A 24,222-nucleotide genomic window follows, 5' to 3' on the forward strand; every position below is an offset into this window, starting at 1 on the left:
CCCGCCCCTGCTGCGCCCCTCCCCCGATACGCCGAGCGTGTGAGGCATGACCCAGACCACCTCCACAGGTCCGCCCGGCGGCTTCCTCGCCGAGGTCAAGGACGCCGTGACCACCCGGGCCGCCCTGCTGGTCCTGGGGGTGCTGGCCCTCCAACTCGCCTTCGTCACCTCGTACATCGGGGCCTTCCACCACCCCGTGCCCAGTGAGATCCCCTTCGCCGTGGCCGCCCCCGCGCGAGGGGTCGCCGAGCAGTACGCCGAGCAGCTCGACACCCTGCCCGGCACACCGCTCGACGCCCACGCGGTCAAGGACGCGGACGCGGCGCTCGCGCAGGTCCGGGACCGCGAGGTGGACGGCGCGCTGATCGTCGACCCGAACGGCAAGACCGACGAGTCGCTGGTCGCGAGCGGCGCCGGAGCCTCCCTCTCCCAGGCCGTCGAGGAGGTCGTCGGCCGCGCCGAGACGGCCGCGGGGCGCAGCGTGCGGTTCCGTGACGTGGCCCCGGCCGCCCGGGGCGACGCCCGCGGCCTGAGCTCCTTCTACCTGGTCGTCGGCTGGTGCGTGGGCGGCTACCTGTGCGCCGCGATCCTCGCGATCAGCGCCGGCGCCCGGCCCGCGAACTCCGCCCGCGCCGTCATCCGGCTGGGTGCCCTGCTCGTGTACTCGATCGTCGCCGGGCTGCTGGGCGCGGTCATCGCCGGTCCCGTCCTGGGAGCGCTGTCGGGAAACATCGTGGCCCTCTGGGGCCTGGGCACCCTGGTCGTCTTCGCCGTCGGCGCGCTCACCCTGGCCCTCCAGGGGCTGGCGGGCGTGGTCGGCATCGGCCTGGCCATCCTCGTGGTGGTGGTCCTCGGCAACCCGAGCGCGGGCGGCGCCTACCCGTACCCGCTGCTGCCGCCGTTCTGGGGGACCATCGGACCGGCCCTGCCGCCGGGCGCCGGCACGTACGCCGCCCGCTCGATCGCGTACTTCCGGGGCAACGACGCGGGCGGCCCGATGCTGGTGCTGGCCGGCTGGGCACTGCTCGGCTCGGCCGTGACCCTGGCCTGCGCGATGTTCCACAAGGGGAAGGCCGGGCCCGCGGTGGGCAGCGGGATCGACGACGCCCCGCAGGACCCCGCGCCCGCCGGGAGCGGCTCCGAGCGGTGACCGGCCCGACGGCCCGCACGCGCCCGACGGCGGCGCTCAGAAGTAGTCGGCCGGGTCCGGGACGCGCAGGAAACGGGCCGCGAGATCGACGTCGGTGTCGTGGACGAGGAACCCGAGCCGGTCCCCGTCGGGCGCCCGGTACTCGACCATCCGCATGCCGGGCCGCCAGGAGGGCCGGCGGGTCGCACGGCCGCCGCCGGGCAGCTCCACCGCCCGGCGGGCGGGCCGCTTGAAGACCGGGCCGCCGGTCGGGCCCGTGCTCAGCGTCCCGTACACGAAGCCCGTGCGGCCCAGCCCCTCGCGCCATTCGACCCGGCAGGAGAGGGCGGTCCGCACTCCCGCGGCCACCCCGGCGGCCCGGTGCGCGGCCAGCCGGCGACGCGCCAGGTGCACCACCCCCAGACCCGCCGCCGCGCCGACGGCCGACCCCACCAGATCGACGAACATGCCCGCGCCCCCGATTCCCGACCGACTCCGATCGGCACAGCCTAGTGCTGTGACCGGAAAGGTTCACCGTGTCACGGCGCCCGGCACGGCACCTCGCCGCGTTGTCGGACCGCTCAGGTACGTCCAGTACAAGAGGCAGTCCTCCGCCTTGCGATGCACCGCACCGGACACCGCGACCCGGCAAGCCATTCCGGCCACAGCACTAGGCGTCGAGCGACACGTCCCGATCTTCGGGCGACACGGTCCGACCCTCGGATCCCACGCCCTGACCCTCGAACGACACGGGCCCGCCCTCGGCCGGCACCTCCTGTGCGGTGTGGACGATCTCCCCCGCCACCACGACGGTCCGCGCGACGGTGCCGGGGATGGATTCCGCCGGGATCTCCAGGATGTTCCGGGACAGCACCACGAAGTCCGCCGCCTTGCCCACCGTCAGGGAGCCGCGCTCGGTGTCGAGGAAGTTGGCGTACGCGGAGCCCATCGTGTAGCCGTGCACGGCGGTGGCCACGTCCACCGTCTCGCCCGGCTGCCACGGGTCGCCGCCGTCCAGCGGCCGGCGCGTCACCGCCGTGTAGATGCCGATCATCGGGTCCATCTCGGCGACGTTCCAGTCGCTGGAGAAGGCCAGCACCGCGCCCGCGTCGTGCAGGCTGCGCATGGGCCACGCCTTGTGCCAGCGGCCCTCGCCCACGTTCTCCGCCCAGTCCTGGCCCGGTCCGGCGATCTCCGGCGCGCAGTGCCGGGGCTGCATGCAGGCCACCACGCCGAGTTCGGCGAAGCGCGGCACGTCCTGGGGGTCCAGGCATTCCACGTGCACCACCTGGTGGCGGGCGTCGCGCGGCCCGTTGACCGCCCGGGCGTGCTCGACGGCGTCCAGGACGGTACGGATGCCCCGGTCGCCCGTGGCGTGCACGAAGCACTGGAAGCCGCGGGCGTCCAGCCCGGCCAGCAGCTCCGCGAACTCCTCGGCCGGGTAGAAGGTCTCGCCCCGGTGGGCCCCGCATCCGGTGTACGGCTCCAGCAGCGCGGCCGTGCGCGGCTCCACGACGTCGTCGATGTACAGCTTCAGCGGGCCCACGCGCAGGCGGTCCCCGGAGTACATCCGGGCGCAGGCGGCGAAGAGGTCGAGTTCCTCGTCGCCCGTGCCGCGGGGGTGGAAGAGGGCCGCGACGATCCGGGACCTCAACCGCCCTTCCGCCCGGGCCCGTTCGAAGAGTTCCAGGTCGTCCAGGGAGTTCTGCGGCTCCACCACCGTGGTGATGCCGAAGCGGATCGCGTCGTCGAGGCTCTTGGCGAGCCGCCCGTACTGGCGGTCCGGGGAGGCCCACGGCACGCCCAGTTCGCGCAGCGCCCGGTGTCCGTCGCGGGAGAGTCCCTTGATGGCGAAGTCCTTGACGAAACCGGTGGGTTCGCCCGTGGCGGGGTCGACGGCGGCGGTGCCGAAGGGCAGGTCGACGCGGTCGCGGGAGACGCCGAGGCGACGCATGGCGGCGGTGTTCAGCCAGGCCGTGTGGACGTCGTAGGAGAGCACGATCGCGGGGGTGTCGCCGGTGACCGGGTCCAGGTCGGCGGCGGTCGGCATCCGGCCGCCGGGGATGGCGGAATAGTCGAAGGCCTCGGCCTCGATCCACTGCGCGTCCGGGTGGGCCTCGCGCCACTCCCCGATCCTGTCGAGGATCGCGTCGAGCGTGCGGACCCCGGCGAGTTGCACGCACGCGTCGTCGGAGCCGAGCCGTACGTGGTTGTGGGCGTCGATGAAGCCGGGCAGCACCAGCCGCCCGCCCGCGTCGACGCGCTCGGTGTCGGGTCCGGCCCAGGCCTCGGCCTCGGCGTCCGGACCCACCCAGACGATGGTGCCGTCGTGGACGGCGAGGGCCTCGGCCTCGGGCAGGTCCGGGTCCACGGTGTGGATCCGGGCCCCGGTGAGCAGCAGGTCGGCGGCGATGGGGTGTGACATGGGGTGGTGCTCCTGTGGCAGCTGGGGGGATGTGTACGGAGGGTCAGGCGGCCGGGGTGTGGGCGGGTGCGCGCCGGACGAGGGCCCAGTAGGCGAGCCCCGAGACGACCGAGCCGAGGAGGGTGAGGTCGGCGCCGCCGAGGGGGGCCACGAGGGGGCCGGTCCACAGCTCGGAGTCGCAGGTCAGGGCGGCGAAGAGCATGCCGGCGAGCAGGGCGGTCATGCCCGCGGGGTGGTAGCCGGCCCGGTACCAGTAGGCGCCCGCGTTCCCGGCGTGCAGGGCGTCGGAGTCGTACCGACAGCGGCGCAGCAGCATGTCGGCGAGGAACACCCCGCCCCAGGGCGCGAACACGATGATCAGCAGGGAGAGGAAGGAGAGCAGGGAGGTGGTGAAGTCGGTGAGGAAGAGCGCGGCGAGCGAGCCGACGGCGGTCACGGCGGCGCTGATCACGATGGCCCGGGAGCGGCTCCACGGGATGCCGAGGACCTGGAGGTTCAGGCTGGAGGAGTAGAGGGTGATGATCGAGTTGGTGACGGAGCCGCCGAGCACGAGCGCCAGGAACACGGTCTGGAACCAGCCCGGCAGCAGGCTCTCGGCGCCCGCGACGGCGTCGGTCATGTCGGTCTGGGTGGCGGCCGCCACGCCCGCGACGCCGAGGGCCACTGAGGAGATGAACCCGCCCGACGCCCCCATCCAGGTGATCGACCTCAGCGAGGTGGTCCGGGGCAGGTAGCGGGTGTAGTCGGCGGGCATCGGCAGGTACGAGAAGGGGCCGGCCAGCATGACGACGAAGGCCAGGCTCCAGCCGGACAGCCCGGCGCCGGCGGCGGGCGCGGAGGTGTCGGCGCCGGGCAGCACGAAGACGAGCAGCGCGCCGAAGCCGACGGCGAGGACGTACGCCATCCAGCGCTCGGCGAACTGCACGGTGGCATGGCCCCACATGGCGACGGCGAAGGTCAGCGCGAGGGTGACGCCGAGGGCGAGGGCCCGGACCGCCGTGCCCCCGCCGAGGCCGATCTCGTCGAGGAACACCTCCAGCGCGAGGGTGCCGACCACGGTGTTGACGATGGTGTAGCCGATGCTCACCACCCAGTTGAGGACGCCGGCGGGGAAGTTGCCGCGTACCCCGAAGGCGGCGCGGGAGATCACCAGGGTGGCGGTGCCGGTGCGGATGCCGCTGAGTCCGGCGGCGCTGACGGCGAAGAAGGAGAGTCCGCTGAGCACGACCACCAGGGTGGCCTGCCAGAAGGAGAGGCCGAAGGCCACGGCGAGGGCGCCGTTGATCACGTAGGTGAAGGTCAGGTTCGATCCGAACCAGAGCCAGAAGAGGTCCTTGGCGCCGCCGTGGCGCTCGGCGTCCGGGATGGGGTCGATGCCGTGCGTCTCGACCTTGAAGACCTCGTCCTTGAAGACCTCGCCCTTGAAGTCTTCGTCGACGTCGGCCGCCGTCTCCGGCCGGCTCGGCTCCTGCAGTCTCGGCTCCTGCTGCGTCGTCTCCTGCTGTGTCATCCGCCGCACCTCTGACCTTGGCACCCTCGGCCCTCCAGGGACCTTGAATGGCGTTCTAAGTTCTTGAATGACATTCAAGATGCGCCGCCTCCGGGGGCCGCGTCAAGACCCTGTCCGGGATAAGGTCCGACCAGGCAAGATCAGGAAGGCGGGACCGGTGGCGGGAGCGGCGCGGCGGCGCGACGGGCAGATCGCCCAGGAGCGGATGCTGGAAGAGGCCATGTCGGCGATCGCCGAGGACGGGCTGGCGACGCTCACCATGTCGGCGCTGGCCGAGCGGCTCGGCACCAGCGGAGGCCACATCCTGTACTACTTCGGCAGCAAGGACCGGTTGCTGCTGGAGGCGCTGCGCTGGAGCGAGACGCAGCTGACCGCCGAGCGCACCGAACTGCTGGGCCGCCGGCTCACCGCCCACCGCAAACTCGCCCTGTTCGTGGAGCTGTACCTGCCCCGCGGCCCCAGGGATCCGCGCTGGACGCTGTGGATCGAACTGTGGGCCCGTACGCCCTCCAACGAGCCCCTCCAGGTCGCCCAGCAGGAGATCGACGACGGCTGGCAGCGGGACCTGGAAACCCTGCTGGACAAGGGCGTGCGACAGGGCCGGTTCGCCGCGGACCTGGACGTCCCGGCCCGGGCCTCGGAGCTGCTCGCACTACTGGACGGACTGAGCACCCGCGTGGTCCTGGGCCAGCGCGGGGCCGAGCGGGACGTGGCCCTGAAGCGGGCCCGCTCGGCGGCGGCGCTGCTGATCCCGCACCTCTGAGATCCCGGGCGCCGCACGCGCGACGGAGGCCGCCCGGGTCCCGGACGGCCTCCGCTTCCCCGGCGCGGGTGTCCTCGTCCCCGGCGTGGGTGTCCTCGTCCCCGGCGTGGGTGTCCTCGTCCGCGGCGACGGGAACTCCTTCATTTCGACCCGGTTCGAAGCGGCGGCCCGTTTTCCCCGTGTCTCAATTCGACACCCGAAAGCGGAAGACGGGGTGCCGAAAAGGCCCTCTCCGAGGGGACAGAAGGGCCATTCGCGTCCGCCCACGCCCGTTCACGCCCCTGTGACCACCCTTGTTGACCTGGGCATATGCAAGAGGACCAAAGACCTCCACCTGCTTGCGAAAGCATTCACAAGAATTCCCGCGAAGTGCGCCCTACCGCACCCCTCTTCCGGCGAGCACAATCACCGTGACGACTCGCGTCGACCGTGAGGGAGGGAGCGCGTGCGCCATCAGGTGCGTACCGCCGACGGACGCGCTCTGGCCGTGGAGAGCTGGGGCGACCCCGACGGCAAACCGGTCTTCCTGCTCCACGGCATGCCCGGCAGCAGACTCGGACCAGCCCCGCGGGGCATGGTCCTCTACCAGCGCCGGATGCGGCTCATCGCCTACGACCGGCCCGGCTACGGCGGCTCCGACCGCCATCCGGGCCGCACCGTCGCCGACGTGGCCCAGGAGGTGGCCACCGTCGCGGACGCCCTGGGCCTGGACACCTTCGCCGTGGCGGGCCGCTCCGGCGGCTCCGCCGGAGCCCTGGCCTGCGCCGCCCTGCTCCCGGACCGGGTCACCCGGACGGCCGCCATGGTGGGCCTCGCCCCCCGGGACGCGGAGGACCTGGACTGGTTCGCCGGGATGGCGGACTCGAACGTCCGGGAGTACACCACCGCCGCCGACGACCCCGAGGAACTCGCGGCCCGGCTGACCCCCCGCGCCGCCGGCATCCGCGCGGACCCCGGCCGGCTCCTGGACGAACTGCGCCGGGACCTCACCGACAACGACCGCATGATCGTCTCGGACGCCGGCCTGCGGTCCATGTTGCTGCGCAACTACCGCGAGGGCCTGCGGACCTCCGCGGACGGCTGGATCGACGACGTGCTCGCCTTCAGCCGCCCATGGGGCTTCGACCCGGCCGACATCCGGACCCCGGTGATGATCTGGCACGGGGAACTGGACGTCTTCTCCCCCGTCGGGCACTCCCGCTGGCTGGCCCGCCGGATCCCCGGCGCCACCACCACCATCGACCCGGCCGCGGCCCACTTCGCGGCCCTGCGCGCCCTGCCCGACGTACTGAACTGGCTGCTGCGGGACGTGCCCGCACCCCCGGTCAGCGAGCAACAGCCGGCCTGAGGCGCACGGCGCACGGGGCCTCGGCCCCCATTGACCGCCGCACGGGGCCTCGACCCCGATTGACTGCCGCACGGGGCCTCCGTCCCGATTGACCGCCGCACGGGGTGCCTCCGTCCCGGTCAGTTGCCCCCGACGACCGGGTTCTCGGGGTCGTAGTTGGTCAGGACGCAGCCCTCGACCCGGGCGCGCTCCATGCGGTAGCCGGTCGGGGCGGAGAAGCCGGGGACGCAGTTCAGGTAGAGGAACTGCTGCTGGTAGAGGCCGAACCGGACGGCCGGGTCGTTGCTCTCGACCGCGACGTTCTCGCCGACCAGCAGCCGGCTCGCCGTGCGCCTGAGCTTCCCGTCGTCCTTGAGGTCCGCCTGCTGGGCGACCTTCGCCCTGGTCTGGAGCTTCTTCATGTCGCCCACGGTGTCGAGCCAGTTGAGGTGGTGGGCGCGCTGCTCGCCGCCCGGTTCCCCGCACAGGGCCCGTCCGGTGACACCCCATTCGAGGGCGTTCCCCTCGACCACGGGCGCGTAGTCGATGGACTCGATCGCCACCGTGTCGGGGTCGGTGGAGAACCGCGTGCAGTCCACGCTGGGCGCCACCAGCTTGCGCAGTTCGGCCACGCTGCCGGCGCGCGCCAACCCGAGGCTGCCCTTGGCCGGTTGGCCCGGCTTCTGCCCGCCCGGGTCCTGTGGGGTCTCGAAGTTCGGGCTGCCCGTGCCGTCCTCCGCGTTGACGAAGTCGCTGACGCCGCACCCTTCGACGAGCGCCTTGTCCATCTTGTAGCCCTTGGGCGCCCAGAAGCTCGGGTTGCAGTACAGGACGCGCAGTTCGGACCGGGCCAGGGCGAGGGCCGACTCGGTCGAGGTCGGGGTGACGACGAAGCCCTTCCCCACGAAGACCCGGCTGAACAGCCCCCGGGAGCCGTCGGAGGACTCCATGACGCTCCGCTTGTACCGCTCCTGGAACTCCTTCATGTCCGACGGTATGTAGAAGACGAGTTGCCCGTCCTTGGCGGCGTCGCTGCACACGCCCCGTTGCGTCACCGACCACTCGCCGACACCGACGAACTCGGTCAACGGCAGTCGGGGGTCGCCGGGTTGGTCGCTCAGGTCGTCACAGTTGGTGAACTGCCGTACGTACTGCTGCGCACCGGCGAGGGTGACCGCCGCCGGGCTCTCGCCGCCGGCCGGCGTCGCCGTGGCGCCGGCCGGCCGTGTGGCGCCGGACGTGGGCGGGGCCGGGTCCCCCTCACAGGCGGGGAGCACGGCGAGGCAGGCGAGGGCGGCGGTCATGGCGAGGATCCGCTGGGTGCGCATGGGGTGCTTCCGTCCGAAACAGCAGGTGGCAAGGGTGGCGTGCACATGCTAGGCGGATTCGCACACCATGATCCATTTCCCCGACGGGAGAGAGGAGGCGCACCCGGGAAGAAATGGATCTTGCCGTACGGCAAACGGCCGAATGCGACACCGCGAGAATTGCGTCACGCTTTCCATAGAACGCTTGACCAGGCGTCATGTCTCGGTTGCCAATGGGGCGTGGACGAGTAAAGTCCACGCTTGACACTGGCGCGCGCCGCTGTCAACCCCCTGCCCATTCCACCCGGCTTCCCCAAGGACGGTGTCGTGAACACTTCCGCAACCCCCCCGACCACCACGGTCAAGACCTCCCGGGTCCCGCTCGACCGCATCGACGTGCACAGCACCTCGGCGGCGACGACACTCGGCCGCGTGTTGCGGACGGAATCCGGTCGTCACGTTCAGGCACCGATCTTCAACTCTGCGCTCTGACAATGAAGTACGCGCTCTAGACTGGTGGAATGACCGGCCTGATCGCATTTCGCGAGATCGTCCTGAAAGTTCACAGCAGATGCGATCTCGCTTGTGATCATTGCTACGTCTACGAACACGCAGATCAGAGCTGGCGAGCCCGACCGAAGGTGATCTCCCCCGAGGTGATCGCGCACACCGCGTCGCGGCTCGCCGAACATGCCCGTGACCATGCTCTCCCCTCTGTCACGGTGATTCTCCACGGAGGGGAACCCCTGCTGGCGGGCACCGCCCGACTCCGCCTCGTGTGCGAGGAGTTCACCCGCGCCCTCGACGGAATCGCCGCCCTGGATCTGCGCATCCACACCAACGGGCTCCAGCTCGGCCACCGCCATCTGGACCTCTTCGCCGAGTACGACGTCCGGGTCGGCATCTCCCTCGACGGGGACCGCGCCGCGAACGACCGCCACCGCCGGTTCGCGGACGGCCGCAGCAGCCACCCCCTGGTCCTCGCCGCCGTCGCCCTGCTCCGCTCCGAGCCCTACCGCCACCTCTACCAGGGGCTGCTCTGCACCGTGGACGTGGCCAACGACCCCGTCGCCGTGCTCGACGCCCTCGTCGAGCTGGAGCCACCCCGGGTGGACTTCCTGCTCCCCCACGCCACCTGGGAGACCCCTCCGGTCCGCCCGGACGGCGCCCCCGACGCGTACGCGCGCTGGCTGCTGCGGGTCTTCGACCACTGGGAGCGCCGGGAACGCCCCGTCCCCGTACGGCTCTTCGAGTCGCTGCTGTCCACCCTGCGCGGCGGACCCAGCCTGACGGAGTCCCTGGGCCTGGCCCCGACCGACCTCGTCGTCGTCGAGACCGACGGACAACTGGAGCAGGTCGACTCCCTCAAGACCGCCTTCGAGGGGGCCGCGGCCACCGGCTTCAACGTCTTCGACCACGCGTTCGACCAGGTGGCGGCGCACCCCGGAGTCCGCGCCCGGCAACAGGGGTTGGCCGGTGTCAGCGAGGCGTGCCGGCGCTGCCCCGTCGTACGCTCGTGCGGCGGCGGACTCTACGCCCACCGCTACCGGCCCGACCCCGCCACCGGCGGGAGCTTCGACCACCCCTCCGTGTACTGTGCCGACCTGCGCGAACTGGTGGACGGCGTGGAGGGGCGCACCGCGCGGCGCGAGACCGCCCCGGAACTCACCGACCCGACCGAACTCGCCCGTTCCCAGCAGGAGCTGACCCGGGTGCTGCTGGCCCGGTTGAACGCCGACCAAACGGGTGACACCGACTGGGCCCGGGCCTGGGAACTGCTGGCGGCCGTGGAGCGGTCCGGGGACGCCGGCGCGGACGCCCTGGACGCCGTACTGGACCACCCGTTCACCCGGACGTGGGTACTGGCGGCCCTGGACCCGGAGCACGGGGGCCCCCGGGAGGACACCGGCCCGGCCCGCCGGCTGGCCGCGCTGGCCGCCTCGGCCGTGCTGCGCGGCGGGTTGGACCTGCCGGCCGAGGTGGCCTACCGGGACGGCGAGGTGTACCTGCCGACCCTGGGACTGCTGCGGCTCGGTGAGCCGGGCACGCGGGGGCGGGCCGCGCTCCGCGCCGTCGACGACGGGTACGCCGTACGGGACGGCCGCGCCGAACACCGCTTCGGCCCGACGGCGGGGGACGCGCGCTGGCAGCCCGTACGGACCTGGTCGCCCGGGCCCGACGCGGCGCCGGTGGCCCTGGAGGACCTGGACCCGTACCGCAACTGCTTCGCCCGCCCGCCCCGGCTGCGGCTCGGGGCGGGCGAGGCCGAGGAGTGGCGGGGTCTCCTGGACCGGGCCTGGGCCCTGCTGCACGACACGGTCCCGGAGTTCGCCCGGGCGGCCGCCGCCGGGCTGACCACGCTGACCCCGCTGGCGGGCGGACCCCGGGAGCACGGCTGGGGAGAGGCCGGACGGCACGCCCCCGGGGCGCTCGGCGTCCCGTACGGGGCGGGGGTGCGGGAGACGGCGCTCGCCCTGCTGACCGGCCGCAGGCGGGCCCGCCTGCGCGCGCTGACCGAGGTGGCCGACCTGTACGCCCTGGACGGGGAGTGGCAGCACCCGTCGCCCTGGCGGGAGCGGCGCGTCCCGGTGTCCCGACTGCTCGCCGACGTACACGAGCGGGTGGCGATGGAGGCGTACCGGCGAGCCGTCGCGGGCCCCGAGCCCGGCGCCGCCGACCCCATCCACCGGGCCCTGGACCGGCTGTCCGGAGCGGCCGAACTGACCGTCACGGGCAAACGCCTGGTGGAGGAACTGCGCTGGGAACTGAAGGCGGTCGACGCGTGAGCGCCCTCGCCCTCGCCGTCCACCTGCGCCTGCTCGGCGTCCGACCCCGGACCCGGCTCCTGGTGCACGCCGCGCTCGGCGGGACCGGCCTGCGCGCCGAGGTGCTGCGCGACGCCCTGACCGGGGTGCTCGGCCCGCACGGCACGCTGGTGGTACCGACCTTCACCCCGGAGAACTCCCTCACCTCCAACGCCCACCTGGCCGGGATCGCCGGGCTGAGCCCGTCCGAGACGGCAACCTTCCGCGCCCGGATGCCGGCCTTCGACCCGGCGACCACACCGAGTCAGGGCATGGGCGCCCTGGCCGAGGCCGTGCGCACCGCGCCGGGAGCCGTGCGCAGCGCCCACCCGCAGACCTCCTTCGCCGCGCTCGGCAAGGACGCGGAGGGGCTGTGCGCGGGGCATCGGATCGAAAGCCACATGGGCGAGGAGTCGCCTCTGGGAAAGCTGTGCTGGGAGGGAGGGCAGGTACTCATGATCAATGTGGGGTTTTCAGTTTGCACTGCTTTCCATCTCGCGGAGTATCGAATTCCGAAGCCCCCCTTGCGCATGTACGACTGTGTGGTGAAGGTGAACCTTCCGGGGGGCCGACAAGGGGGGGAATGGACGACGTACGAGGACGTGGCACTGGACGACGGCGACTTCGCGGAGATCGGCGCGACGTTCCCGGATTCACAGGTGCGCAGGGGGCGGGTGGGCGGAGTCTCGGCCCTGCTCTTCTCGATTCCGGATGCCGTCGATCACGCCCTTGACTGGATGACCGAAAACAGATGCTGATTGACTGAACGATGAGGGGATGTCGCGAAGCAGCTCCGGAATGATGTTTCTTCGCTCGCATCTTCGGGACGGGGGGCGTGTGCCCGCATCAGTGCAGCCGTACTTCTTTCTCAGCTATGCGCATACACCGAGATTCGGGGCCGGGGGGCCCGACCCGGACATGTGGGTCGAGCGTCTCTTCCGTGATCTCTGCAGTCACGTCATGGCGCTGACCGATCTGCCCGCCGGGTCCGAGGCGGGTTTCATGGACCGGGAGATACGCAGCGGCGAGGGATGGTCGGAGCGGCTCGGGACGGCGCTCGCCACCTGCCGGGTCTTCGTCCCGCTGTTCTCGCCGCGCTACTTCGCCAGCGAGATGTGCGGGAAGGAGTGGTTCGCCTTCGCGCAGCGCGCCATCCAGCACGGAGCGGCGAGCAACGAGCCGGCCGAGGCCATCGTCCCCGCCCTGTGGGTACCGGTGCCACCGTCCCAACTGCCCGGCCCCGCCGAGCGGTTGCAGTTCAACCACAACACCTTCGGCGAGCGCTACGTCACCGACGGGCTGTACGGGCTGATCAAACTGCGGGGGTATGCCGAGCAGTACGAGCGGGCCGTCTACGAACTCGCCAAGCGCATCGTCCGGGTCGCGGAGACCGTCCGTCTCGACCCCGTCCGCCCGGTGGACTACCGGGTGGTGCCCAGCGCCTTCGGCAGCTCCGACAATCCGGCCCGCTCCCTCCACGTCACCGTCGCCGCCGCCTCCCGCCACGACCTGCCGGAGGGGCGCAGCCCCGAGTACTACGGGGACAGCGCGCTGGACTGGAACCCGTACCACCCGGCGTCCCAGCGGCCCGTCGCCCTGATCGCGGAGGACCTGGTCAGGAACCTCAACTACCAGACCAGCATCGGTTCCTTCGACGACGAGGCCGGACACTTCGACAGCAAGCAGCCGCCGACCCGCCCCGAGATCCTGATCGTCGACCGTTGGGCGGTCGAGGACGAGCAGCGCCGCCGGCGGCTCGCCGCCTTCGACCAGGAGTCCCGGCCGTGGATCAACGTGGTCGTGCCGTGGAACCGGTACGACCACCAGAGCCGGGCGAAGGAGAACGAGCTGGCGCACCGGCTGGAGGACACCATGCCCGTCAAGATGAGCCAGGGTCGGGCCGCGTGCCGGGCCGCCGCGAACGGCGTGGCCAACATGGAGACGCTCGGGCAGATCCTGCCGCAGGTCGTGGAGGCCGCCGCGCAGCAGTTCCTCAGACACGCCCAGGTCTATCCGCCGGCCGGCGGCACCCACACCGAACGCCCTCGGCTGATCGGGCCGATGGGGATGAACGGGCCGCCCGTGCCGCTGCCGCCGCCCGCCCCCTTCCCGCCCGACAGCGAATCCGGGGACGGCGAATCCAGGGACGGCGAACACCGCGGCGGTGCGGGTCGCGACCACGAGCACCGGAACGGAGAAGACCGGAACAGCGAGCCGCGCGGCCGGGACGCCGCCGACCACAACGAATCAGACCGGGGGGACGCGGATGACAGCGAGTCGTGACAGCCGTGGGGGACGCATCGTCACCTTCTATTCGTACAAGGGCGGTACCGGCCGCACGATGGCGCTCGCCAACACCGCCTGGATACTCGCGGCCAACGGCAAGCGCGTGCTCGCCGTGGACTGGGACCTGGAAGCCCCGGGGCTGCACCGTTTCTTCCATCCCTTCCTGGACCCCTCCACCCTGGGTGCCACCACCGGGGTCATCGACCTGATCAGCGAGTACGCCTGGGCCGCCACCAGCCCGGTGCAGCGCGCCGACGACTGGCACAAGGACTACGCGCGGATCCAGCCGCACGCCGTCTCGCTCACCCCGGAGACCCTGGGCTGGGAGTTCCCCGACGGCGGCACGCTCGACTTCGTCTCGGCGGGCCGACAGAACCGCGAGTACTCGGCGACCGTCTCCACCTTCGACTGGGACAACTTCTACGACCGGCTCGGCGGTGGTCTCTTCTTCGACGCCTTACGCGCCGACATGAAGCGCAACTACGACTACGTCCTGATCGACAGCCGGACCGGTCTGTCCGACATCGCGGACATCTGCACCGTGCACCTGCCGGACGTCCTGGTCGACTGCTTCACCCTCTCCGACCAGTCGATCGACGGCGCCGCCTCGGTGGCGCGCCAGATCGACGAGCGGTTCAACGACCGGGGCATCAAGATCTACCCGGTTCCGATGCGCATCGACGAGGGCGAGAAGGAGAAGGCCGACGCGGGCCGGGCCCTGGCCCGGATCAGGTTCGACCGCTTCCCCAACGGTCTCGTCGGGGACGAACTCACCTCGTACTGGGGTGCGGTGGAGATCCCCTACCGGCCCTACTACGCCTACGAGGAGACCCTGGCCACCTTCGGTGACGAGGCCGGCCTCACCAACTCCCTCCTCTCCGCGTTCGAGCGGTTGACGGCGGTGGTCACCGAGGGCGAGATCGTCTCGATGCCCGCCATCGCCGAGGACGTCCGGATGCGGATCCGGGACGCCTTCACCCGGCGGCGCCCGGCCCTGCCCGCCGACCTGTTCCTCTCCTACGTCGCCGAGAACCGCATGTGGGCCGACTGGATCGAGTCGGTCCTCACCCGGGCCGGGTTCCGGGTGGTGCCGCAGGACGTCTCCGCCGAACGCGCGCCGGTCGACGGGGGCGGGAGCGGGGACACCCTCGGCGGGGCCGGCATCAGCGTCGACAACGCGGCCCGGACCGTGGTGCTGCTCTCCAGCGCCTACCTGAAGTCCGCCCGGGCCGTGGACGTCTGGAACCGGGCGGCGGCGGAGGACCCGACCGGGGGCCGGCGCCAACTGGTGCCGCTGCGCGTGGGCGACGTGCGCCTGGCGACCCCGTACATCGACCGCAATCCGGTGGACCTGTTCCGCCTCGACGAGGTGCACGCCACCACGGCGCTGCTCCGCGCGGTGGAGCGGCCGATGGCCCTGCCGGACTCCGTCAACAGCACCACCCAGCCCGGGCCCCGCTTCCCGGGGACGGTCCCGAAGATCTGGAACGCGCCGCCCCGCAACCCCGGGTTCACGGGGCGCAGCATCGTGCTGGAGCGGATGCGCGACCAGCTCGGCGGCGGCATGGCCGTGGTGCTGCCGCAGCCGCAGACCCTGTACGGGCTCGGCGGCGTCGGCAAGACGCAGGTGGCGCTGGAGTACGTGCACCGGTTCATGGCCGACTACGACCTGGTCTGGTGGATCTCCTCGGAGCAGACCGACGACGTGGTGGCGGCCCTCGCGGAGCTGGCCGTACGTCTCGGCGCGCAGACCGGCGAGGACATGTCGGCCGCCTCCCAGGAGGCCATCGACCTGCTCCGGCGCGGGGTGCCGACCTCGCGGTGGCTGCTGGTCTTCGACAACGCCGACGATCCCGAGACCCTGAAGCGGTTCTTCCCGCCGGGCGGCCCGGGGCACGTGCTGGTGACCTCGCGCAACCAGTCCTGGTCGCAGTACGGCGACGCGCTCCCGGTGGACGTGTTCCTGCGCGAGGAGTCCATCGAGCACCTCCAGCGCCGGGCGCCGGGCCTGACCAAGGAGGACGCCGAGCAGGTGGCCGTGGCGGTGGGCGACCTGCCGTTGGCGGTCGAGCAGGCGGGCGCCTGGATCGCGGAGACGGCGACGCCGGTGTCCGCGTACCTGGAGCAGTTGGCGGAGCAGGCGGCCCGGGTACTGGGGCTGAACCAGCCGCCCGGGTACCCGGAGCCGGTGGCCGCCACCTGGAACGTGTCCATCGAGCGGCTCCAGTCCCGCTCCCCCGCCGCCGTGCGGCTGCTCCAGCTCTGCGCGTTCTTCGCGCCCGAGCCGATCTCCGCGAACCTCCTCTACAGCAAGGAGATGATCAACGCGCTCAAGCCGTACGACTCCTCGCTCCAGGAGAAGCTGATGCTGGGCCGGGTGATCCGGGAGATCGGCCGGTTCGCGATGGCCAAGGTCGACCAGGTCGGCAACAGCATCCAGGTGCACCGGCTGGTCCAGGCCGTGATCCGGGCCCAGCTCTCGGAGGAGGAGCAGCGCGAGGCCCGGCACGCGGTGCACCGGATCCTGGCGGGGGCGAGGCCGGACGACGACGAGCCGATAGACAACCCGGAGACCTGGCCGCGGTTCAACACCATCTGGCCGCACCTGACCCCCTCCGAGGCCCGCAACTGCAAGGAGCCGGAGACCCGCCGGCTGTTGATCGACCGGGTCCGCTACCTCTGGAAGCGCGGCGACTTCAAGGCCGCGTACCAACTCGGCGAGGAGCTGAGGGAGATCTGGAAGGACACCCTCGGCAACGACGACCTCCAGTACCTGTACCTGCGCTTCCACCTGTCCAACATCCTGCGCTCGCAGGGCCGGTTCGTGGAGGCGCAGGAGCTGGGCGAGGTCACGCTGGAGCGGCAGCGGACGGTGCTCGGCCCCTCGCACCCGCACACGTACATGACCACCAGTGGTCTGGCGATGGACCTGGGGGCGTTGGGTCGGTACGCGGAGGCGATGGAGCTGGCGACGGCCGCCCACGAGGGCTTCAGCCAGATATTCCACGAGGCGCACCCCCGCACCCTGGCCGCGGCCAACAACCTGGCGCTGAACCTGCGCATGGTAGGCCAGTACGCCCGGGCCCGGGAGATCGACCAGGAGGTCTTCGACCGGCGTACCGAGGTGCTGGGCACGGACCACCCGTACACGCTCTCGTCGGCCCAGAACCTGGCCCGTGACCTGCGCGAGGTCGGCCGGTACGACGACTCGGTGCAGCTCCTGGCACGGACGTACGAGATCTACAAGCGGACGCTGGGCCGGGCCTTCCCGGGCACCCTGTCGGCCGCGAAGAACCTGGCGGTGTCGTTGCGCAGGGCGGGCGAGTTGGAGGACGCGCTGCGGCTGACGACGGCGACCCGCAACCGGTACCGGGCCAAGTACACCTCGGTCAACCCCGACCTGTTGGCCTGCGAACTCAACCTCGCCTCCGACCTGTTCGCGACGGGCGATCCGGGTGCGGCGCGGGACCTGGCGCAGGAGGTGGTGGACGAGTTCATGAAGGTGCCGGGCGAGCGGCACCCGTACACCCTGGCCGCGGTCAACAACCTCGCGGTGTTCCACTGGGGCACGGGAGCGGCGGACACGGCGGAGCCGATGTTGCGGCAGACGATCCGACACATGCGCGAGGTGTTGGGCGACAACCACCCGCACACGATCTTCACCCATCTGAACCTGGCCAACGCCCGGGCGGACCTCGGTGATCCGGAGGGCGCGCTGGAACTGGAGCGGCTGTCGGTGATGCGGCTGCGCGAGGCACTGGGAGTGCATCACCCCGAGACCCTGGCGAGCGCCTCCAACATGGCGGTCAGCCTGGACATGATGGGGCGCAAGGAGGAGGCCGCCCGGGTACGGGCGGAGGCGGTGGCCGAACTGACGCGGCTGCTGGGCGAGGACCACGGTCTGACCCGCTACGCCCGCGACGAGCGGCGGGTGCACCGCGATCTGGAGCCCCTCGCCGTGTGATCCGACGGAGGGCGGCCCCCGCACGGGTCGCCCTCCACCCCGACAGCAGCCTGGGGGGTTCGCTGTGAGCGACAGCATGACCTTTCGAAACGAGGACCTGCCGGCCCTCTTCCACCACACCGATCAGGCGGCGATCTCCCGACAGCGGGAGTCCACCCAGGCCACGCGCGCCCAGCTGGTGCTGCTCGTCGTCGCGGCGGGAGCCGCCGCCCTGCCCGCGGGACCGACCGTGGGATCGCTGCGACTGTTCGGGGCGATCAGCGCGCTGGCGTACGCCGGCGTCCTGGGGGTGGGCATCCGGGCGACCCGGCGCCGGGCCCGGCCCCAGTGGCAGTTGAACCGGAGCGCGGCCGAGTTCATCAAGTCCCTGGCCTGGCGGTACGCCGTGCACGGGGCGCCGTTCGGCAGTGACGTCGCCGGGCCGGAGGCGACGTACCGGACCCGTTTGGAGAAGGGCCTGGACGAGCTGCGCAAGATGGGCTGGGAGGATCCCCGGGTCTCGGGCGAGGTGCCGGAGGGCGGGGAGATCACCGGGGCGATGCACCGGTTGCGCGGTCTGGGCTACCACGTGCGCCGGGAGACGTACGTCCGGGACCGGCTGATCGAGCAGCGCAACTGGTACCAGCGCAAGACGGAGGTGTCGCGTCGGGCGACCGCCCTGTGGTCGTGGACCATCGTGCTGTTGACGTGCCTGGGCCTGTTGTTCGCCCTGTTGGCGGCCTTCGGTTCGGGTCCCGGGCCGCGACTGACGGGGCTGCTGAGCGCGGCGGCGGCGGCCGGCATCGCCTGGAACGAGGTCCGCCGGCACCATCCGCTGATCGAGGCGCACACCCTGATCGAGCAGGACCTGTCGGCGATGATGGTCGTGATGCAGACGACGATCACCGAGGCCCAGTGGCCCTCCTCGGTGTACGAGACGGAACGCTACGTGTCTCCGCAGCACACGGACTGGCTCGCGCGACACAGCAGTTGACGTCCGTGGCGGGAGGGTGTGGCTCAGACCCGGGTCACGCCCTCGCGCCAGAGGACGGTGACGGGCTTGCCGAGCGCCCGCGCGTAGGCGACGATCTCGCCGGTGCCGCCGTGCCCGCGGGCGGGCAGGCCGTCCCAGACGGCGACGAGCCGGTCGCAGGAGTCCGCGATGAAGGTGCCGGCCGCGTAGTAGGCCTCGTCCGTGGACCGGTCGAAGGCCATCCGGATCTCCTGGGCCGCCCGGTGCTTGAGCCGTCGGTAGTGGGCCAGGGACTCGGCGCCCTCGAAGGTCTCCTCGTAGTCGCCGCTGGGGATCACCACGGTGAGGTCCGCGCCGCATTCCAGCGCGATGTCGGCGAACAGTTGGTCCGCTCCCTCGGCGAGGCTGGAGAAGGCCTCCAGCGGTCCGTCGTGGCCGTCGAGGACGGCCCGCAGGCCGTCCCTCACGTGGTCGAGCACCTCGATGGGAATCGACCGGTGTCCGGTCACGCCGATACGTTTCATGCTCAATCCTCCCCCGTGGACGCCTGGACATCCTCCCAGAAGGCGGGAGGACGTCCAGGGGTCGAGCGGGGGCGCGCGGGTCAGTAGACGCTGACGCCGTAGGCGTTCAGGGCTTCCACGACGGGCTGGAAGAAGGTCGTTCCGCCGGAGGAGCAGTTGCCGCTGCCGCCGGAGGTGAGACCCACGGCTCGGCTGCCGGAGTAGAGCGGGCCGCCGCTGTCGCCGGGTTCGGCGCAGACGTTGGTGCGGATCATGCCGTAGACGATGTCGCCGCCGCCGTAGTTGACGGTGGCGTTGAGGCCGGTGACGGAGCCGCTGTGGATGCCGGTGGTGGAGCCGCGCCGGGTGACGGACATGCCGGTGGTGGCGTTGACGGCGCTGGTGATGTCCTGGCTGCCGACGGTGCCCGGCGGGATCGGGGTGCTGCTGTTGTACTTGATCAGGCCGTAGTCATTGGTCGGGAAGCTGGAGCCGACGGTGGGTCCGATGACGCTGGTGTGGGCGGAGTTGCTCCACCAGGTACCGGCTCCGTCGGTGCAGTGGCCGGCGGTCAGGATGTAGTACGTGCTGCCGCTGCGCACGTTGAAGCCGAGCGAACAGCGCCAGCTCGACGCGTAGATGGCGTCGCCGCCGGACAGGAGTTTCGTCAGTCTGCCCGGGGTGCGTTCGATGCGCAGGGCTCCGGCGTCGGCGCCGGCCTCGCGGCGGATCCTGGCGATGTCGGCGGCCGACACCCTGGAGTCCGCGGTGACCACGAGGGTTCCGTTGGCGGGGTCGGTGTGCCAGGCCGTGCCCGCCACGTCGGCGCGCAGGACGGATGCCCCGGCCGAGGCGAGGCGATCGGCGCTGAAGCCGCTGTCGGCGCTCGCCGTGGCGGGTGCGCCGAGCGCGGCGACGGCGGCCAGCCCGGTGGCCGCCGCGAGAAGCTTGATTCGGGTGATGCTCTGGATTCTCACTGACTCGTCCTCCCGGAGGGGATGGGGGGCCCGGCTGGGGTGGGGGTGCCGGAGCCCGGGAGAGAGGCGGTCGGGGGCACGACGGGCGCATGCCCGTTCGTCGTGCCCCTGACAAGCCTCGTGAGAGAAGCTTTCGGGAGTGTCCTGGCGTCAGATTCCCGCGACAAGAGCGGCTTTCAGCCTCCGCTCGCCCGCCGGAACCTCGAACGGCAGCGTGTTCCCGGGTGGCGGGAACGGACAGATGAAGTGGTCCGCGAAGGCGCAGGGCGGCAACTGGGCCCGGTTGAAGTCCACGGTGATCGAGCCGTCCTCGCCGGGGACCCCGGGCTTGAGGAAGCGGAACCGGTAGCTGGACACCCCGCCGGTGGCATCGCCGAAGACGGCCCACAGGCTCCCGTCCTCCTCGTCCACGGCCACCTTGAGGGCGTGTTCCACACCGTCGCGGGTGAAGAGCAGCTCCCCGCCGAGGCCGAGCCCGCGGTCCCGCCCGTCGGCGTTCTCGACCTGGACCGTCCGGTCCCGGTCGTACGGTCGAAAGCGCCCCGGGAGGGCGAGATCCGGGCGGTACGGGCCGGCCTCGATGCCGGTGAAGTCCCGCCGGGCCTCGGAGGCCGGGTCGAAGACGCGCACCGCCCACTCCCCCTCCCGCCGGATCACCACGATCCGGAGGTCGCCCGCGGAGATCCGGGAGTGCGAGGGCGGTGCCTCGTCGGCCGCGAGCACGGCGTCGCCGGTGAAGGGGGCACCGTCGAGACGCAGCCCGTCCTCGGGGTCGGCGCGCAGGGCGACCCCCGCGTCGGTGGTGCGCCATTCCCCGGGAACGGCCGGAATTCGACCTTCCGGGTAGTCGGCGAGCCAGTGGGTACCGGTCAGCGCGAGCGGCCCGTGCGGGGCGGACACGGTCGCCACCCGGTGCTCGTGCCAGTGCCGCCAGGCGGTCTCGGGGTCGGTGTCGTCGTCATGGTTCATGCCGCTCAACCCTTCCACGCCGGTCCGGACGGGAACCGCGGGGTACCCCGTCCGGACCTGGGAAATATCTGAGGGGAACTCAGCAGCCGTCGCAAGGACAGCAGCAGCACCCGTCGCCGCAGCTGTCACAGCAGTCGCACCCGTCACAGCAATCGCAGCCGTCGCACCACGGGTCCCGCTTCTGTCGGGACCACGGCCCCTCGTGCTCCGTGCAGCAGATTTGGCAGGTACAGAAGAGCCCGACGGCCACCGCGCAGCCCGCGAGCAGCCCGCGGCGCGGTCGCTGCGGGGGCAGCCCGCCGCCACCGCCGCCGCCCGGCCCGCCCGGCCCCATCGGCGGAGGAGTCCCGGGACCCCCGGGGGCGTACGGGGTGCCCGGCGCGTACGGGTTCCCGCCGCCGTACGGGTTCCCCGCGCCCGGGGCGTCGTAGCCCTGCGGGGCCGGACCGAAGCCCCCGCCGGAGTTCACTGCGGCGTGGCCGCCCGTGTGACCGCAGGCGGTCGTGCCGAAGGCCCGGTCGACCGAGGTGCGCAGCTCGTGCACCAGCAGCCGGTGGACGAGACCGGCGTCCACGAACTCCACCTCGCGCAGCGCCGGCCGGATGCCGCGCAGGGCGTCGTCGCAGAGCCTGCGCGCCTCGGTGAGGGAGGTGCCGGTGGCGGTGAGCGGGTTCCAGGCACCGGCGGCGGCGTCCGCCCGCTGGTCCTCCACGGCGTCCAGCAGGTGCGCGAGCCGGCCGAAGTACCGGCCCGCCTCGGCGAGCGGGGCGGCGTTGCCTGGCCGTCCCGCGAGGACCGCGGTATGCGCGAAGGCGGCGGCGGTCGCGGTCTCCGTCGGTTCCGTCACCACCAGCACGGATGTGCCGATTCCGGCCAGCGCCTCGATGCCGCCCTGCCGGTCCACGGCGTCGACGAGCACGGCCGTGTCGAAGCCGAGCGAGGCCCCGGTGCGGGCGCCGGCCCGGTCCCAGCCCCGGGCCACCTTGCGCGCGGCGGCGGCGATCGGCGCCCGGGCCAACAGCCCGTCCCGGTCGGCGACGTGGTCGCGCACCTTCGCGGAGGCCAGCACGAGCGAGACGGCCGCCGCGAGACGGGCGCCCTCCCCCTTGGCGACGGCGGCGGTGCGCATGCCGCGCAGCGGGCAGGGACCGGCGGTGCGTCGCGCCCGCGGATCCGGACCGGACTGAGCCTCCGTCAGAACGGATACCAGCAGGCCGTCGTAGTTGGTCACGATCCTGGCGAACTGTCCGTGGTCACCGCGAAGTGCCAGGCAGAGACCGCAGAGATGAGCCATCCACTCGGTCTTGAAGCGCTCTCCCAGCCGGTGCGTGCAAGGCCTGACGATGCCGAACAATCTGCTTCCCCCGTGTGTCATGCGCGTGCTTTCCGGGCATGGTATCCAGCCATCCCCGTCACCCGTACGCATCAGCGCATCACCCGAAAGGAGGTGGCGGTCGTATTTTCACTCAGTCAGCAGCGGTAGGCCGTCGCGCACCTTAGTCGTGCAACGAATGTTCTGCACCAGTACCGTCACGAAAAGCCGGCGCGGCGGCTATCCACTTGGCGCGTTGTCAGCATCATGGACGACCATAGGGGCAGCGGAGAGAAGACAACTGACCGCGGTGAAAGGAGGCGTCCATGGGTTCGGTGCGCAAGGCGAGTGCCTGGTTGGGTCTCGTGGAAGACAACGACGACGAGCGGTACTACGACGACGACTACGCGGAGGCGGTGGAGCGCCAGCAGGGCGGGTCCGTCTCGGGCCCCGGTGACCAGTGGGTCACCGACCCGCGTGTCAAGGTGGCCTCGGAGTCCGCGGTCGAGCAGGGTCGGCGGATCGCGACGGTGACGCCCGACGGCTTCCGTGACGCCCGCGGCATCGGCGAGCTGTTCCGCGAGGGCGTCCCGGTCATCGTGAACCTGTCGTCGATGGACCCGGGCGACGCGAAGCGCGTGGTCGACTTCGCCGCCGGTCTGACCTTCGGTCTGCGCGGATCGATCGAGCGGGTGGCGACCAGGGTCTTCCTCCTGACCCCGGCCGACACCCAGATCGTCAGCGGCGAGCCCGGTGGGCGCTCGCGCGACTTCTTCAACCAGAGCTGAGCCGGGCCCTCACCGGAAGGCGTCGAGCCCGGTGAGTGCCTTGCCCAGCACCAATTGGTGCATCTCGACGGTGCCCTCGTAGGTGAGGACCGATTCGAGGTTGGTGGCGTGCCGCATCACGGGATATTCCAGGGAGATCCCGTTCGCGCCGAGGATGGTCCGCGCGGTGCGGCAGATGTCGATGGCCTCGCGGACGTTGTTGAGTTTGCCGAAACTGATCTGCTCCGGCCGCAGGGTTCCCGCGTCCATGCGGCGACCCAGGTGGTGGGCGAGCAGGATGCCCTTGTGGAGTTCCAGCGCCATGTCCGCGAGCTTGGCCTGGGTGAGCTGGAAGCCGCCGATCGGCCTTCCGAACTGCTCCCGCGTCTTCGCGTAGTCGAGCGCGGACTCGAAGGAGGCGCGCGCCGCCCCCATGGAGCCCCAGACGATCCCGTACCGCGCGTGGCTGAGACAGCCCAGCGGCCCCTTGAGCCCGGTGACGCCCGGAAGCACCGCGTCCGCGGGCAGGCGTACGTCGTCCATCACCAGCTCGCTGGTCACCGAGGCGCGCAGGGACCACTTGTGCTTGATCTCGGGCGCGGAGAACCCGGCACTGTCGGTGGGCACGGCGAAACCGCGGATGCCCTCGTCGGTCTGCGCCCACACGACGGCGACGGCGGACACCGAGCCGTTGGTGATCCACATCTTGCGGCCGGTCAACACCCAGTCGGTGCCGTCACGCTTGGCGTACGTGCGCATCGCGGCGGGGTCCGAACCGACGTCGGGTTCGGTCAGGCCGAAGCAGCCGATGAGCTCGCCGGCGGCCATGCCGGGCAGCCAGCGCTCCTTCTGCTCCTCGGAGCCGTACTTCCAGATCGCGTACATGGCCAGCGAACCCTGTACGGAGACCAGCGAGCGGATGCCGGAGTCGGCGGCCTCCAGCTCCAGGCAGGCCAGGCCGTACTGCACGGCGGAGGCGCCGGCGCACCCGTATCCGGTCAACGACATCCCGAGCGCGCCGATCGAGCCGAGTTCCCGGGCGAGTTCCCGGATCCCGGGCAGCTCGCCGTTCTCGTACCACTCGGCGATGTGCGGCAGCACCCGGTCGGCGGCCCAGTCCCGGACGGTGTCGCGGACCGCGAGGTCCTCGGGGCTGAGCAGCTCGTCGATCCCGAGCGGATCGGTGGGTACGAAGGACACGTGGCCTCCCGGCGGCCTGAGGGACGG

Annotated in this window: 19 protein-coding genes; 10 read left to right on the forward strand and 9 right to left on the reverse strand. The window is 71.8% G+C overall.

What is annotated here, in order from left to right; translation table 11 throughout:
- Positions 1-46: 46 nt before the first annotated feature.
- Positions 47-1,150 (forward strand): DUF3533 domain-containing protein, encoded by a 1,104-nt coding sequence (locus tag ACFYW3_RS17990; RefSeq protein WP_351752670.1) that lies wholly within the window; start codon positions 47-49, stop codon positions 1,148-1,150.
- A 36-nt stretch (positions 1,151-1,186) separates the two neighbouring features.
- Here ACFYW3_RS17990 and ACFYW3_RS17995 read toward each other — a convergent pair whose 3' ends face one another.
- The 3 genes from ACFYW3_RS17995 to ACFYW3_RS18005 all read right to left on the reverse strand — a co-directional run bounded on the left by ACFYW3_RS17995 (position 1,187) and on the right by ACFYW3_RS18005 (position 5,064).
- A complete protein-coding gene (locus tag ACFYW3_RS17995; RefSeq protein ID WP_351752669.1) occupies positions 1,187-1,597 on the reverse strand; it encodes a hypothetical protein in 411 nt (136 codons plus the stop codon).
- A gap of 202 nt (positions 1,598-1,799) precedes the next feature.
- Positions 1,800-3,554 carry an amidohydrolase gene (locus tag ACFYW3_RS18000; RefSeq protein WP_389386727.1) on the reverse strand — a complete coding sequence of 585 codons (1,755 nt, stop codon included), beginning with the start codon at positions 3,552-3,554 and terminating at the stop codon, positions 1,800-1,802.
- Between the two features lie 43 nt (positions 3,555-3,597).
- Positions 3,598-5,064: a purine-cytosine permease family protein gene (locus ACFYW3_RS18005; protein ID WP_389386728.1), complete on the reverse strand. Its 1,467-nt coding sequence runs from the start codon at positions 5,062-5,064 to the stop codon at positions 3,598-3,600.
- A 157-nt stretch (positions 5,065-5,221) separates the two neighbouring features.
- On the opposite strand from ACFYW3_RS18005, the gene ACFYW3_RS18010 reads away from it, so the two are divergent.
- Complete coding sequence (locus ACFYW3_RS18010) at positions 5,222-5,827, forward strand: TetR/AcrR family transcriptional regulator (protein ID WP_389386729.1); 606 nt, start codon at positions 5,222-5,224, stop codon at positions 5,825-5,827.
- 445 nt (positions 5,828-6,272) lie between these two features.
- A complete protein-coding gene (locus ACFYW3_RS18015) occupies positions 6,273-7,175 on the forward strand; it encodes an alpha/beta hydrolase (protein WP_351752659.1) in 903 nt (300 codons plus the stop codon).
- Positions 7,176-7,294: 119 nt separating this feature from the next.
- Here the strand turns inward: ACFYW3_RS18015 and ACFYW3_RS18020 are convergent, their stop codons facing one another.
- Positions 7,295-8,482, reverse strand: a complete 1,188-nt coding sequence (locus ACFYW3_RS18020) for a hypothetical protein (RefSeq protein ID WP_389386730.1) — start codon at positions 8,480-8,482, stop codon at positions 7,295-7,297.
- Between the two features lie 306 nt (positions 8,483-8,788).
- Between ACFYW3_RS18020 and fxsA the strand changes: the two genes are divergently transcribed.
- The 6 genes from fxsA (at position 8,789) to ACFYW3_RS18050 (ending at position 18,488) form a co-directional block, all read left to right on the forward strand.
- Entirely contained in the window at positions 8,789-8,953 is a 165-nt protein-coding gene (fxsA, locus tag ACFYW3_RS18025) for an FxSxx-COOH cyclophane-containing RiPP peptide (protein ID WP_159041409.1), read from the forward strand.
- Positions 8,954-8,982: 29 nt separating this feature from the next.
- A complete protein-coding gene (gene fxsBH, locus ACFYW3_RS18030) occupies positions 8,983-11,247 on the forward strand; it encodes a radical SAM/SPASM protein FxsBH, inactivated beta-hydroxylase extension form (protein ID WP_389386731.1) in 2,265 nt (754 codons plus the stop codon).
- Positions 11,244-12,023: an aminoglycoside N(3)-acetyltransferase gene (locus ACFYW3_RS18035; RefSeq protein ID WP_389386732.1), complete on the forward strand. Its 780-nt coding sequence runs from the start codon at positions 11,244-11,246 to the stop codon at positions 12,021-12,023. The genes fxsBH and ACFYW3_RS18035 overlap by 4 nt, the downstream gene beginning before the upstream one ends.
- Positions 12,024-12,066: 43 nt before the next feature.
- Positions 12,067-13,548, forward strand: coding sequence for a TIR-like protein FxsC (locus tag ACFYW3_RS18040; protein WP_389386763.1), 1,482 nt, complete (start codon positions 12,067-12,069; stop codon positions 13,546-13,548).
- A complete protein-coding gene (gene fxsT / locus ACFYW3_RS18045; RefSeq protein WP_351752648.1) occupies positions 13,532-17,515 on the forward strand; it encodes an FxSxx-COOH system tetratricopeptide repeat protein in 3,984 nt (1,327 codons plus the stop codon). The genes ACFYW3_RS18040 and fxsT overlap by 17 nt, the downstream gene beginning before the upstream one ends.
- Before the next feature lie 76 nt (positions 17,516-17,591).
- On the forward strand, positions 17,592-18,488 hold the full coding sequence (locus tag ACFYW3_RS18050) for a DUF4231 domain-containing protein (RefSeq protein ID WP_351752646.1): 897 nt from the start codon (positions 17,592-17,594) through the stop codon (positions 18,486-18,488).
- Positions 18,489-18,511: 23 nt separating this feature from the next.
- On the opposite strand, the gene ACFYW3_RS18055 is transcribed toward ACFYW3_RS18050, so the two are convergent.
- The 4 genes from ACFYW3_RS18055 to ACFYW3_RS18070 form a co-directional block, all read right to left on the reverse strand.
- Positions 18,512-18,991: a hypothetical protein gene (locus tag ACFYW3_RS18055; RefSeq protein ID WP_389386733.1), complete on the reverse strand. Its 480-nt coding sequence runs from the start codon at positions 18,989-18,991 to the stop codon at positions 18,512-18,514.
- Between the two features lie 80 nt (positions 18,992-19,071).
- On the reverse strand, positions 19,072-19,947 hold the full coding sequence (locus tag ACFYW3_RS18060; RefSeq protein WP_351752644.1) for a S1 family peptidase: 876 nt from the start codon (positions 19,945-19,947) through the stop codon (positions 19,072-19,074).
- A 150-nt stretch (positions 19,948-20,097) separates the two neighbouring features.
- A complete protein-coding gene (locus ACFYW3_RS18065) occupies positions 20,098-20,916 on the reverse strand; it encodes a DUF1684 domain-containing protein (protein WP_351752641.1) in 819 nt (272 codons plus the stop codon).
- A gap of 79 nt (positions 20,917-20,995) precedes the next feature.
- Positions 20,996-22,270, reverse strand: a complete 1,275-nt coding sequence (locus ACFYW3_RS18070) for a DUF5685 family protein (protein WP_389386734.1) — start codon at positions 22,268-22,270, stop codon at positions 20,996-20,998.
- 284 nt (positions 22,271-22,554) lie between these two features.
- Between ACFYW3_RS18070 and ACFYW3_RS18075 the strand changes: the two genes are divergently transcribed.
- Complete coding sequence (locus ACFYW3_RS18075; RefSeq protein ID WP_053679229.1) at positions 22,555-23,016, forward strand: cell division protein SepF; 462 nt, start codon at positions 22,555-22,557, stop codon at positions 23,014-23,016.
- A gap of 9 nt (positions 23,017-23,025) precedes the next feature.
- Here the strand turns inward: ACFYW3_RS18075 and ACFYW3_RS18080 are convergent, their stop codons facing one another.
- Positions 23,026-24,195 (reverse strand): acyl-CoA dehydrogenase family protein, encoded by a 1,170-nt coding sequence (locus ACFYW3_RS18080; protein WP_389386735.1) that lies wholly within the window; start codon positions 24,193-24,195, stop codon positions 23,026-23,028.
- Positions 24,196-24,222: the final 27 nt, after the last annotated feature.

This window comes from Streptomyces sp. NPDC002602 (assembly GCF_042889445.1).
In the GTDB taxonomy this organism is placed as follows: domain Bacteria; phylum Actinomycetota; class Actinomycetes; order Streptomycetales; family Streptomycetaceae; genus Streptomyces.

Excerpts from the sequence above, each read along its gene's own strand:
- ACFYW3_RS17990 (WP_351752670.1), top strand. The coding sequence starts at position 47 with ATGACCCAGACCACCTCCACAGGTCCGCCCGGCGGCTTCCTCGCCGAG.
- ACFYW3_RS17995 (WP_351752669.1), bottom strand. The coding sequence starts at position 1,597 with ATGTTCGTCGATCTGGTGGGGTCGGCCGTCGGCGCGGCGGCGGGTCTG.
- ACFYW3_RS18000 (WP_389386727.1), bottom strand. The coding sequence starts at position 3,554 with ATGTCACACCCCATCGCCGCCGACCTGCTGCTCACCGGGGCCCGGATC.
- ACFYW3_RS18005 (WP_389386728.1), bottom strand. The coding sequence starts at position 5,064 with ATGACACAGCAGGAGACGACGCAGCAGGAGCCGAGACTGCAGGAGCCG.
- ACFYW3_RS18020 (WP_389386730.1), bottom strand. The coding sequence starts at position 8,482 with ATGCGCACCCAGCGGATCCTCGCCATGACCGCCGCCCTCGCCTGCCTC.
- fxsBH (WP_389386731.1), top strand. The coding sequence starts at position 8,983 with ATGACCGGCCTGATCGCATTTCGCGAGATCGTCCTGAAAGTTCACAGC.
- ACFYW3_RS18040 (WP_389386763.1), top strand. The coding sequence starts at position 12,067 with ATGTTTCTTCGCTCGCATCTTCGGGACGGGGGGCGTGTGCCCGCATCA.
- fxsT (WP_351752648.1), top strand. The coding sequence starts at position 13,532 with ATGACAGCGAGTCGTGACAGCCGTGGGGGACGCATCGTCACCTTCTAT.
- ACFYW3_RS18050 (WP_351752646.1), top strand. The coding sequence starts at position 17,592 with ATGACCTTTCGAAACGAGGACCTGCCGGCCCTCTTCCACCACACCGAT.
- ACFYW3_RS18055 (WP_389386733.1), bottom strand. The coding sequence starts at position 18,991 with ATGAAACGTATCGGCGTGACCGGACACCGGTCGATTCCCATCGAGGTG.
- ACFYW3_RS18065 (WP_351752641.1), bottom strand. The coding sequence starts at position 20,916 with ATGAACCATGACGACGACACCGACCCCGAGACCGCCTGGCGGCACTGG.
- ACFYW3_RS18075 (WP_053679229.1), top strand. The coding sequence starts at position 22,555 with ATGGGTTCGGTGCGCAAGGCGAGTGCCTGGTTGGGTCTCGTGGAAGAC.